Source organism: Peptoniphilus rhinitidis 1-13, assembly GCF_000246925.1.
Classification (GTDB): Bacteria; Bacillota; Clostridia; order Tissierellales; family Peptoniphilaceae; genus Peptoniphilus_A; species Peptoniphilus_A lacydonensis.
Genome location: NZ_BAEW01000011.1, coordinates 42,270 through 54,238 on the forward strand (window position 1 = coordinate 42,270; position 11,969 = coordinate 54,238).

Sequence of the window (11,969 nt, forward strand, 5' to 3'; positions counted from 1 at the left end):
TACTTATGAATGAGCTTTGATACGACGATTTATCCTTGAAAAGTGAAGATATAAAGATACTTCCAATAAAATTTGAATATTTAATAGGTAGACACTTCAAAAAATGAGGTGTCTATTTTTTTACCCGATTTTGAAAGGAAGTGAACTTATGAAAACAAAAAATCAAGAATCAAAAGGTCGTTCCCCACTCTTTAAGACCATCAAACATTCATTCAGCCAATAAAAAAGAAAGGATAGGTAAAAATATGGAACTTAAATTTGTGATTCCCAACATGGAAAAAACATTCGGCAATTTAGAATTTGCTGGCGAGGATAAAGTCGTTCAGCGAAGAATCAACGGACGGCTAACTGTCTTATCAAGAAGCTATAATCTCTATTCTGATGTTCAAAGAGCAGATGATATTGTGGTGGTGCTTCCTGCTGAAGCTGGCGAAAAACATTTCGGCTTTGAGGAACGTGTGAAGTTAGTCAATCCACGTATTACCGCAGAGGGCTACAAAATCGGCACTCGTGGTTTTACAAATTACCTTTTACATGCTGACGACATGATAAAAGAATAAAGAAAGAGAGGAAAAATGATGAGATTAGCAAATGGCATTGTATTAGATAAAGACACGACTTTTGGAGAATTGAAATTCTCTGCTCTACGTCGTGAAGTGAGAATCCAAAATGAAGACGGGTCGGTTTCAGATGAAATCAAGGAACGTACCTATGACTTAAAATCCAAAGGACAAGGACGCATGATTCAAGTAAGTATTCCTGCCAGCGTGCCTTTGAAAGAGTTTGATTATAACGCACGGGTGGAACTTATCAATCCCATTGCGGACACCGTTGCTACTGCCACCTATCAAGGAGCAGATGTTGACTGGTATATCAAGGCAGACGATATTGTGCTGACAAAGGATTCTAGTTCATTCAAAGCTCAACCACAAGCAAAGAAAGAACCGACACAAGACAAATAGTCGCTAGGTAGAAAGGAGACTTTTTCGCATGAAACAGCGTGGTAAAAGGATTCGCCCATCTGGTAAAGATTTAGTCTTTCATTTTACGATAGCGTCACTCCTGCCTGTTTTCCTGCTGGTTGTCGGACTGTTTCATGTGAAGACAATCCAGCAGATCAACTGGCAGGATTTTAACCTATCACAAGCAGATAAGATTGACATTCCCTATTTAATTATCAGTTTCAGTGTCGCAATTCTTATCTGCTTGCTGGTAGCGTTTGTATTCAAACGGGTTCGCTATGATACGGTTAAACAACTTTACCACCGTCAAAAACTGGCAAAGATGATACTTGAAAACAAGTGGTATGAATCTGAACAGGTCAAAACAGAGGGTTTCTTTAAAGATAGTGCTGGTCGTACAAAGGAAAAGATAACCTACTTCCCTAAAATGTATTATCGACTTAAAAATGGCTTGATACAGATACGGGTGGAAATCACGCTGGGAAAATATCAAGACCAACTCTTACACTTGGAAAAGAAATTAGAGAGTGGCTTGTACTGTGAGCTGACGGATAAAGAGTTAAAGGATTCCTATGTGGAATATACTTTGCTCTATGACACCATAGCCAGTCGTATTTCTATTGATGAAGTAGAAGCTAAAGATGGTAAACTTCGCTTAATGAAAAACGTATGGTGGGAATATGATAAGCTCCCTCATATGTTGATTGCTGGTGGTACAGGTGGCGGTAAAACTTACTTTATACTGACACTGATTGAAGCCTTGCTTCATACAGATTCAAAACTGTATATTCTTGACCCGAAAAATGCTGACCTTGCGGACTTAGGTTCTGTGATGGCAAATGTCTACTATAGAAAAGAAGACTTGCTTTCTTGCATTGAAACATTCTATGAAGAAATGATGAAACGTAGTGAGGAAATGAAGCAGATGAAGAACTATAAGACTGGCAAAAATTATGCTTACTTAGGTCTCCCGGCACACTTCTTAATCTTTGATGAATACGTCGCTTTCATGGAAATGCTGGGAACAAAAGAAAACACCGCAGTTATGAATAAGCTGAAACAGATTGTCATGTTAGGTCGTCAAGCTGGCTTCTTTCTAATACTGGCTTGTCAACGTCCAGACGCAAAATATTTAGGCGACGGAATCCGTGATCAGTTTAATTTCAGAGTGGCTTTAGGTCGTATGTCTGAAATGGGCTATGGCATGATGTTTGGCAGTGACGTACAAAAGGATTTCTTCTTAAAGCGAATCAAAGGTCGTGGCTATGTTGATGTAGGAACAAGTGTCATATCAGAGTTTTATACTCCCCTTGTACCAAAAGGATATGATTTCTTGGAGGAAATTAAAAAGTTATCCAACAGCAGACAGTCCACGCAGGCGACGTGCGAAGCGGAAGTCGCAGGTGTGGACTGATCTTGCTGGCTGGTGTGGCAATAGCCACGCCAGCACTTAACCCCCCGTATCTAACAGGGGGGTACAAATCGACAGGAAACAGTCAAAAAAACATTAGAAAATCCTTTGGTTACAAGGGATTTACAAAATTTCAGCGTATGTCAAATGGGCTTTAAAAGTTGACATACGCCTTTTTGATTGGAGGGATTTTTACTGAATGAACAAACTTGGTTACAGCATTTAAAAGAAAAACGCTTGGCTTATGGACTATCTCAAAACCGTTTAGCTGTTGCGACTGGTATTACAAGGCAGTATCTAAGCGATATTGAAACAGGAAAAGTCAAGCCATCAGAGGATTTACAGCAGTCCCTTTGGGAAGCTCTGGAACGCTTCAATCCCGACGCTCCCCTTGAAATGCTGTTTGATTATGTAAGGATTCGCTTTCCGACAACAGACGTACAGCAGGTGGTCGAAAACATCTTACAACTGAAACTGTCCTATTTTCTTCATGAGGACTATGGTTTCTATTCTTATTCAGAGCATTATGCTTTAGGCGACATATTCGTCCTTTGCTCCCATGAACTGGACAAAGGAGTTCTGGTGGAATTGAAAGGTCGTGGGTGCAGACAATTTGAAAGCTATCTTCTGGCACAACAAAGAAGCTGGTATGAGTTCTTTATGGACGTTTTGGTGGCTGGCGGTGTGATGAAACGCCTTGACCTTGCCATTAACGATAAGACAGGGATTTTGAATATCCCTGTACTCACTGAAAAGTGCCAACAGGAAGAATGTATCTCCGTCTTCCGCAGTTTTAAAAGCTATCGCAGTGGCGAACTGGTACGCAAAGAGGAAAAGGAATGTATGGGAAACACCCTCTATATCGGTTCATTACAAAGTGAAGTTTATTTCTGTATCTATGAAAAGGACTACGAGCAGTACAAGAAAAATGATATTCCCATTGAAGACGCAGAAGTAAAAAACCGTTTTGAGATTCGATTGAAAAATGAGCGTGCCTATTATGCAGTCCGTGATTTACTCGTCTATGACAATCCAGAGCATACCGCCTTTAAAATTATCAATCGGTATATCCGTTTTGTAGATAAAGACGATTCCAAACCTCGTTCTGATTGGAAACTGAATGAAGAATGGGCTTGGTTTATTGGGAACAATCGTGAACGATTAAAACTAACCACAAAACCAGAGCCTTACTCCTTCCAAAGGACGCTGAACTGGCTATCTCATCAAGTTGCCCCGACCTTAAAGGTTGCGATTAAACTTGATGAAATCAACCAGACGCAGGTTGTAAAAGACATTCTCGACCATGCGAAACTGACAGACCGACACAAGCAGATTTTGAAGCAACAGTCAGTAAAAGAACAGGACGTGATAACAACAAAAAAATAACTCAAATACAAATTCATTGAATATAGAGAGGAGAACATTTTTATGAATTTTGGACAAAACCTTTATAACTGGTTTCTATCAAACGCTCAATCACTGGTGCTTTTAGCAATCGTTGTGATTGGCTTGTATCTTGGCTTCAAGCGTGAGTTTAGCAAACTGATTGGCTTTTTAATTATTGCGATTATTGCGGTTGGCTTAGTCTTCAACGCTGCTGGAGTAAAAGACATTTTACTAGAGCTATTCAATCGCATTATTGGTGCTTAAATAAAACCGTTCTTTTGTGGAATATAAGTGGTTTTCTTATGTTCCGCAAAGGAATGGTACACCAAACGAAGTGCGGTAGGGATTTTTGAATCTCTACAAAGAAAGGACGTGAATATATGGACGATATGCAAGTCTATATTGCGAATTTAGGCAAATACAATGAGGGCGAATTGGTCGGTGCGTGGTTTACCTTTCCCATTGACTTTGAGGAAGTCAAAGAGAAAATCGGCTTGAATGATGAATATGAGGAATACGCCATTCATGACTACGAGTTACCCTTTACGGTTGACGAATACACTTCCATTGGCGAACTCAATCGACTATGGGAAATGGTATCGGAATTACCCGAAGAATTACAATCGGAGCTATCTGCTCTGCTCACTCATTTTTCAAGCATTGAAGAACTAAGCGAACATCAAGAGGATATTATCATTCATTCCGATTGTGATGATATGTATGACGTGGCACGCTACTACATTGAAGAAACGGGTGCTTTAGGCGAAGTACCAGCTAGTCTTCAAAACTATATTGATTATCAAGCCTATGGTCGGGATTTAGACCTTTCAGGAACGTTTATCTCAACCAATCATGGGATTTTTGAAATCGTCTATTAAATCTGTCGGTACATTACTACTGGCAGATTTTCTATTTTACGGGGTGGCTCAATCAGCTACCCCTATTTTTTATGAAAGGATTGATTACATGAAGAAAATACGAAGCTATACCAGTATCTGGTCTGTGGAAAAGGTACTGTATTCTATCAATGATTTTAGACTTCCGTTTCCCATAACCTTTACGCAAATGACATGGTTTGTCGTGTCACTCTTTGCAGTGATGATACTTGGCAACTTGCCCCCTCTTTCCATGATAGAGGGAGCATTTCTCAAATACTTTGGGATTCCTGTGGCTTTCACATGGTTTATGTCTACAAAAACTTTTGATGGTAAAAAGCCTTATGGATTTTTGAAGTCTGTCATTGCTTATGCACTGCGACCAAAGCTGACCTATGCAGGAAAAAAAGTAACGCTTGGCAGAAACCAGCCACAAGAAGCCATTACAGCAGTTAGGAGTGAATTTTATGGCATATCCAATTAAATACATTGAAAACAATCTCGTCTGGAATAAAGACGGGGAATGTTATGCTTACTATGAGCTTGTTCCTTACAATTACTCATTTCTAAGTCCAGAACAGAAAATACAAGTGCATGATTCTTTCAGACAGCTTATCGCACAAAATCGTGATGGCAAAATTCATGCTTTACAAATCAGTACAGAATCCAGCATACGTTCTGCACAAGAGCGTTCCAAAAATGAAGTCACTGGCAAGCTCAAAGCGGTTGCCTATGACAAAATCGACCAACAGACAGACGCTTTAATATCCATGATTGGCGAAAATCAAGTGAACTACCGTTTCTTTATCGGCTTTAAGTTGCTTCTCAACGATCAGGAGTTTTCTATGAAAAGTCTTACCGTTGAAGCAAAAAATGCTTTGTCTGATTTTGTCTATGATGTGAACCATAAGCTGATGGGCGATTTTGTTAGTATGAGTAATGATGAAATCCTGCGTTTTCAGAAGATGGAAAAGCTCTTAGAAAATAAAATCTCTCGTCGTTTCAAAATCCGCAGGTTAGATAAGGACGACTTCGGCTATCTGATTGAACACCTTTACGGACAGACAGGCACTGCCTATGAAGAGTATGAGTACCATCTATCAAAGAAAAAGCTGGATAATGAAACGCTGATTAAATACTATGACTTGATTAAGCCTACTCGCTGTTTGGTGGAAGAAAAACAGCGATATTTGAAAATCCAGCAGGAAGATGAAACCGTCTATGTAGCTTACTTTACCATTAACAGCATTGTCGGAGAACTGGACTTCCCGTCCTCTGAAATCTTCTACTACCAGCAACAGCAATTTACATTCCCGATTGATACGTCAATGAATGTGGAAATTGTAGCGAATCGTAAAGCCCTATCTACTGTCCGCAATAAAAAGAAAGAACTGAAAGACTTGGATAACCACGCTTGGCAAAGTGATAATGAAACCAGCTCCAATGTGGCGGAAGCTCTGGAAAGTGTGAATGAGCTGGAAACCAATTTAGACCAAAGCAAGGAATCTATGTACAAGCTGTCTTATGTGGTAAGGGTATCAGCAAATGATCTTGACGAACTCAAACGTCGTTGTAATGAAGTGAAAGATTTTTATGACGATTTAAGCGTAAAACTGGTACGACCATTTGGGGATATGCTCGGCTTACATGAAGAATTTTTACCTGCCAGCAAGCGTTATATGAATGATTATATTCAATACGTGACCTCTGATTTCCTCGCTGGTTTAGGTTTTGGTGCTACTCAAATGCTGGGGGAAAATGAGGGGATTTATGTTGGCTACAGCTTAGATACTGGACGCAATGTCTATCTGAAACCTGCTCTTGCCAGTCAAGGGGTTAAGGGTTCAGTAACCAATGCGTTAGCGTCGGCTTTTGTTGGTTCGCTGGGTGGTGGTAAATCCTTTGCGAATAACCTTATCGTCTATTATGCGGTGCTTTATGGGGCACAAGCAGTGATTGTAGACCCAAAAGCAGAACGTGGCAGATGGAAAGAAACCTTGCCAGAGATTTCCCATGAAATCAATATCGTCACTCTGACTTCTGATGAGAAAAACAAAGGCTTACTTGACCCTTATGTGATTATGAAAAATCCCAAAGATTCTGAATCACTGGCTATTGATATTCTGACATTCCTTACGGGGATTTCCTCTCGTGATGGGGAACGCTTCCCAATCCTTAGAAAAGCCATTCGTGCAGTAACCAATAGTGAAGTACGAGGGTTGATGAAAGTGATTGAGGAATTACGGGTTGAGAATACGCCACTAAGTACCAGTATAGCCGACCATATCGAAAGTTTTACAGACTATGACTTTGCACATTTATTATTCAGTAATGGTTATGTGGAGCAGTCTATCAGCTTAGAAAAACAACTGAACATTATACAGGTTGCGGACTTGGTACTTCCCGACAAGGAAACTTCCTTTGAGGAATATACCACTATGGAGCTTTTATCCGTTGCTATGCTGATTGTCATTAGTACCTTTGCTTTAGACTTTATCCATACAGACCGAAGCATTTTCAAGATTGTAGATTTAGACGAAGCATGGAGCTTTTTACAGGTAGCACAAGGAAAAACACTATCTATGAAGCTGGTTCGGGCTGGTCGTGCTATGAACGCTGGGGTATATTTCGTGACCCAAAATACAGACGACCTCTTAGATGAAAAACTGAAAAATAACCTCGGCTTAAAATTTGCATTTCGTTCCACTGACCTTAACGAGATTAAAAAGACCTTAGCCTTTTTTGGTGTAGACCCAGAGGACGAAAACAATCAGAAGCGATTGCGTGATTTGGAAAACGGGCAATGCCTTATCAGTGATTTATATGGTCGTGTCGGTGTGATACAGTTCCACCCTGTATTTGAAGAACTGCTCCATGCCTTTGATACCAGACCACCTGTGCGAAAAGAGGTGTAAATGTGAAACCATCAATAGTAAACAGAATAAAATCAAACTGGACGCTGAAACGTCTAGGTAAAGTGGCAATGACAGTGGCTTTCACACTTGTGATTGCCATTTTTCTTTTAGCCATGCTGGGAACGGTGGTTCAAGCTGCGGGCTTGGTAGATGATACGGTCAATGTGGCAAATGAATACAGCCGATACCCACTTGAAAACTATCAACTGGATTTTTATGTGGATAATAGCTGGGGCTGGCTTCCGTGGAACTGGTCGGACGGGATTGGAAAACAGGTCATGTATGGACTATATGCCATTACCAATTTTATTTGGACAATCAGTTTGTATGTTTCCAATGCGACAGGTTACTTAGTACAGGAAGCCTATTCCTTAGACTTCATTTCCGCTACAGCAGATTCCATTGGTAAGAATATGCAGACCTTAGCTGGTGTGAGTGCAAACGGATTTTCAACAGAGGGTTTCTATGTTGGATTCCTCTTACTCTTGATTTTGGTTCTTGGGGTTTATGTTGCCTATACGGGACTGATAAAGAGAGAAACCACAAAGGCAATTCATGCCATTATGAATTTTGTGCTGGTGTTTATCCTATCGGCTTCCTTTATTGCCTACGCTCCCGACTACATTAAAAAAATCAATGACTTTTCATCAGACATCAGTAATGCCAGTTTATCACTTGGCACGAAGATTGTCATGCCCCATTCCGATAGTCAAGGCAAGGACAGCGTGGACTTAATCAGAGATAGCCTGTTTTCCATACAGGTTCAGCAACCGTGGCTACTGCTTCAATACAACAGTTCAGACATTGAAAGTATCGGTATTGACCGTGTGGAAAGCCTGCTCTCCACCAGCCCAGATTCCAACAATGGCGAAGACAGAGAAAAAATTGTTGCGGAAGAAATTGAAGACAGAAGCAATACCAATCTAACCATTACAAAGACCATTAACCGTTTAGGTACAGTCTTCTTCCTATTTGTCTTCAATATTGGGATTTCCATATTTGTATTCCTATTAACAGGAATCATGATTTTCTCGCAGGTACTTTTTATCATCTATGCTATGTTTCTGCCTGTGAGCTTTATTTTAAGTATGATTCCATCATTTGATGGTATGTCAAAACGAGCCATAACAAAGCTCTTTAATACCATTTTGACACGAGCTGGAATCACATTGATTATTACGACAGCATTTAGTATTTCAACCATGCTCTATACCTTATCGGCTGGTTATCCGTTCTTTTTGATTGCTTTTCTACAGATTGTGACCTTTGCAGGAATCTACTTCAAGCTGGGCGATTTAATGAGTATGTTTTCTCTACAGAGTAACGATTCTCAAAGTGTGGGAAGTCGTGTGATGAGAAAACCTCGTATGCTTATGCACGCTCACATGCACCGTCTACAGCGGAAACTTGGACGTTCCATGACTACTCTAGGGGCTGGGTCTGCCATTGTTACAGGTAAAAAAGGACAGTCGGGTTCGGGGAGTTCTGCAAGGACACAAGCAGATCACTCCCGACCAGACGGAAAGGAAAAATCAACACTTGGAAAACGTATCGGTCAAACCATCGGTACAGTAGCTGATACCAAAGACAGAATGGTAGACACTGCTAGTGGTTTGAAAGAACAGGTTAAAGATTTGCCGACCAATGCAAGATATGCAGTATATCAAGGAAAATCCAAAGTAAAAGAGAATGTCCGTGATTTAACCAGTAGTATTTCTCAAACCAAAGCGGACAGAGCCAGTGGACGCAAGGAACAGCAGGAACAAAGGCGAAAAACCATTGCGAAGCGTCGCTCTGAAATGGAACAGGTCAAACAGAAAAAACAGCCTGCTTCTTCTGTTCATGAAAGACCGACTACAAGACAAGAACAATATCATGATGAACAGACCTCAAAACAGTCTAATATTCAGACTTCATATAAGGAATCTCAACAAGCCAAACAAGAGCGTCCAGCAGTTAAGTCCGATTTTTCAAGTCCAAAAGTGGAACGCCAAGGCAATACCGTTCAAGAAAAAACCGTTCAAAAGCCAGCAACTTCAACCACTACAGCAGATAGAACTTCACAACGTCCAATCACAAAAGAACGTCCGTCTACTGTTCAAAGAGTACCACTACAAAATACAAGAAGTAGACCACCAATCAAAACCGCCACCATTAAGAAAGTCGGTAAGAAACCATGAAGTTGAAAACTTTAGTGATTGGTGGTTCTGGATTATTCTTGATGGTCTTCTCACTGCTTCTGTTTGTTGCCATTTTATTTTCAGATGAACAGGACAGCGGAATTTCCAATATTCATTATGGAGGTGTGAATGTTTCCGCAGAAGTGCTGGCTCATAAGCCTATGGTAGAAAAATATGCCAAAGAATATGGCGTTGAAGAATATGTCAACATACTTCTTGCGATTATACAGGTGGAATCGGGCGGTACTGCGGAAGATGTTATGCAGTCCTCGGAATCCCTCGGTCTTCCACCTAATTCATTGAGTACAGAAGAATCCATTAAGCAAGGTGTGAAGTATTTCAGTGAATTATTAGCCAGTAGCGAAAGGCTCAGTGTAGATTTAGAATCGGTTATCCAGTCCTACAATTATGGTGGTGGTTTCTTAGGGTATGTGGCTAATCGTGGAAATAAATATACCTTTGAACTGGCTCAAAGTTTCTCAAAAGAGTATTCAGGTGGCGAAAAAGTGTCTTACCCCAATCCCATAGCCATACCTATCAATGGGGGCTGGCGATACAACTATGGCAATATGTTTTATGTGCAACTGGTAACGCAGTATCTTGTCACAACAGAGTTTGATGATGATACGGTACAAGCCATCATGGACGAAGCACTGAAATATGAGGGCTGGCGATACGTTTACGGTGGAGCTTCCCCGACTACTTCTTTTGATTGTAGCGGACTGACACAATGGACGTATGGAAAAGCTGGAATTAACTTACCACGAACCGCACAACAGCAATATGATGTGACCCAGCATATCCCACTATCGGAAGCACAAGCTGGCGATTTGGTTTTCTTTCATTCTACCTATAACGCTGGCTCTTATATTACTCATGTTGGGATATACCTTGGCAATAACCGTATGTTTCATGCAGGCGACCCAATCGGTTATGCCGACTTAACAAGCCCCTACTGGCAACAGCATTTAGTGGGAGCAGGACGAATCAAACAATGAGAAAGGAAGATTTAATGATGAAATTTAGAAAAAATCAGAATAAAGAAAAACAGATACCAAAGGAAAAGAAACCTCGTGTCTACTATAAGGTCAATCCTCATAAAAAGGTTGTGATTGCCTTGTGGGTACTTTTAGGGCTTAGTTTCAGCTTTGCGATATTCAAGCACTTTACAGCTATAGATACTCATACTATTCACGAAACAACTATCATAGAAAAGGAATACGTTGATACTCATCATGTAGAAAATTTTGTAGAGAACTTTGCGAAAGTCTACTATTCATGGGAGCAATCCGATAAGTCCATTGATAATCGAATGGAAAGTCTAAAAGGCTATCTGACAGATGAACTTCAAGCTCTCAATGTTGATACAGTACGCAAAGATATTCCTGTATCGTCTTCTGTAAGAGGATTTCAGATATGGACGGTAGAGCCAACTGGCGACAATGAGTTTAATGTAACCTACAGTGTAGACCAGCTCATTACAGAGGGAGAAAATACAAAGACCGTCCACTCTGCTTATATAGTGAGTGTCTATGTAGATGGTTCTGGAAATATGGTACTGGTTAAGAATCCGACCATTACCAACATACCTAAGAAATCAAGTTATAAACCAAAAGCCATTGAAAGTGAGGGGACGGTTGATTCCATTACAACCAATGAAATCAATGAGTTTTTAACGACGTTCTTCAAGCTCTATCCTACAGCGACAGCCAGTGAACTTTCCTACTATGTGAATGACGGGATATTAAAACCAATCGGAAAAGAGTACATCTTTCAAGAACTGGTAAATCCTATTCACAATCGTAAGGATAATCAAGTCACGGTATCGCTGACAGTGGAGTATATCGACCAGCAGACCAAAGCAACGCAGGTATCTCAATTTGATTTGGTACTTGAAAAGAACGGGAGTAATTGGAAGATTATAGAATAACAAATATTGGTACATTATTACAGCTATTTTGTAATCACGTACTCTCTTTGATAAAAAATTGGAGATTCCTTTACAAATATGCTCTTACGTGCTATTATTTAAGTATCTATTTAAAAGGAGTTAATAAATATGCGGCAAGGTATTCTTAAATAAACTGTCAATTTGATAGTGGGAACAAATAATTGGATGTCCTTTTTTAGGAGGGCTTAGTTTTTTGTACCCAGTTTAAGAATACCTTTATCATGTGATTCTAAAGTATCCAGAGAATATCTGTATGCTTTGTATACCTATGGTTATGCACACAGTACGT

At 40.1% G+C, this 11,969-nt stretch carries 11 protein-coding genes; all 11 read left to right on the forward strand.

Annotated features, from left to right (window positions below; all coding sequences use genetic code 11):
- The first annotated feature begins 245 nt into the window (after positions 1-245).
- The 11 genes from RH95_RS06910 (at position 246) to RH95_RS06965 (ending at position 11,659) form a co-directional block, all read left to right on the forward strand.
- Entirely contained in the window at positions 246-560 is a 315-nt protein-coding gene (locus RH95_RS06910) for a YdcP family protein (RefSeq protein ID WP_000420682.1), read from the forward strand.
- A 15-nt stretch (positions 561-575) separates the two neighbouring features.
- Positions 576-962 carry a YdcP family protein gene (locus tag RH95_RS06915; RefSeq protein WP_000985015.1) on the forward strand — a complete coding sequence of 129 codons (387 nt, stop codon included), beginning with the start codon at positions 576-578 and terminating at the stop codon, positions 960-962.
- A gap of 28 nt (positions 963-990) precedes the next feature.
- On the forward strand, positions 991-2,376 hold the full coding sequence (locus tag RH95_RS06920; protein ID WP_000813488.1) for an FtsK/SpoIIIE domain-containing protein: 1,386 nt from the start codon (positions 991-993) through the stop codon (positions 2,374-2,376).
- Between the two features lie 177 nt (positions 2,377-2,553).
- On the forward strand, positions 2,554-3,759 hold the full coding sequence (mobT, locus tag RH95_RS06930) for a MobT family relaxase (protein ID WP_000398284.1): 1,206 nt from the start codon (positions 2,554-2,556) through the stop codon (positions 3,757-3,759).
- A gap of 42 nt (positions 3,760-3,801) precedes the next feature.
- Complete coding sequence (locus RH95_RS06935; protein WP_001009056.1) at positions 3,802-4,023, forward strand: hypothetical protein; 222 nt, start codon at positions 3,802-3,804, stop codon at positions 4,021-4,023.
- Positions 4,024-4,139: 116 nt separating this feature from the next.
- Positions 4,140-4,637 (forward strand): antirestriction protein ArdA, encoded by a 498-nt coding sequence (locus RH95_RS06940; RefSeq protein ID WP_000342539.1) that lies wholly within the window; start codon positions 4,140-4,142, stop codon positions 4,635-4,637.
- A gap of 88 nt (positions 4,638-4,725) precedes the next feature.
- Positions 4,726-5,118 (forward strand): conjugal transfer protein, encoded by a 393-nt coding sequence (locus RH95_RS06945; protein WP_000723888.1) that lies wholly within the window; start codon positions 4,726-4,728, stop codon positions 5,116-5,118.
- Positions 5,102-7,549 carry a conjugal transfer ATPase TcpF gene (gene tcpF, locus RH95_RS06950; RefSeq protein ID WP_000331160.1) on the forward strand — a complete coding sequence of 816 codons (2,448 nt, stop codon included), beginning with the start codon at positions 5,102-5,104 and terminating at the stop codon, positions 7,547-7,549. The genes RH95_RS06945 and tcpF overlap by 17 nt, the downstream gene beginning before the upstream one ends.
- Positions 7,550-7,551: 2 nt before the next feature.
- Positions 7,552-9,729: a CD3337/EF1877 family mobilome membrane protein gene (locus tag RH95_RS06955; protein WP_000804748.1), complete on the forward strand. Its 2,178-nt coding sequence runs from the start codon at positions 7,552-7,554 to the stop codon at positions 9,727-9,729.
- Between the two features lie 2 nt (positions 9,730-9,731).
- Positions 9,732-10,727 carry a bifunctional lytic transglycosylase/C40 family peptidase gene (locus RH95_RS06960; protein WP_001842741.1) on the forward strand — a complete coding sequence of 332 codons (996 nt, stop codon included), beginning with the start codon at positions 9,732-9,734 and terminating at the stop codon, positions 10,725-10,727.
- Positions 10,724-11,659 (forward strand): conjugal transfer protein, encoded by a 936-nt coding sequence (locus tag RH95_RS06965; protein ID WP_001224320.1) that lies wholly within the window; start codon positions 10,724-10,726, stop codon positions 11,657-11,659. The genes RH95_RS06960 and RH95_RS06965 overlap by 4 nt, the downstream gene beginning before the upstream one ends.
- Positions 11,660-11,969: the final 310 nt, after the last annotated feature.

What these genes read in the sequence shown, in the direction of transcription:
- tcpF (WP_000331160.1), top strand. Translation starts at nt 5,102, where the DNA reads ATGGCATATCCAATTAAATACATTGAAAACAATCTCGTCTGGAATAAA.
- RH95_RS06940 (WP_000342539.1), top strand. Translation starts at nt 4,140, where the DNA reads ATGGACGATATGCAAGTCTATATTGCGAATTTAGGCAAATACAATGAG.
- RH95_RS06945 (WP_000723888.1), top strand. Translation starts at nt 4,726, where the DNA reads ATGAAGAAAATACGAAGCTATACCAGTATCTGGTCTGTGGAAAAGGTA.
- RH95_RS06910 (WP_000420682.1), top strand. Translation starts at nt 246, where the DNA reads ATGGAACTTAAATTTGTGATTCCCAACATGGAAAAAACATTCGGCAAT.
- RH95_RS06920 (WP_000813488.1), top strand. Translation starts at nt 991, where the DNA reads ATGAAACAGCGTGGTAAAAGGATTCGCCCATCTGGTAAAGATTTAGTC.
- RH95_RS06965 (WP_001224320.1), top strand. Translation starts at nt 10,724, where the DNA reads ATGAGAAAGGAAGATTTAATGATGAAATTTAGAAAAAATCAGAATAAA.
- RH95_RS06935 (WP_001009056.1), top strand. Translation starts at nt 3,802, where the DNA reads ATGAATTTTGGACAAAACCTTTATAACTGGTTTCTATCAAACGCTCAA.
- RH95_RS06915 (WP_000985015.1), top strand. Translation starts at nt 576, where the DNA reads ATGATGAGATTAGCAAATGGCATTGTATTAGATAAAGACACGACTTTT.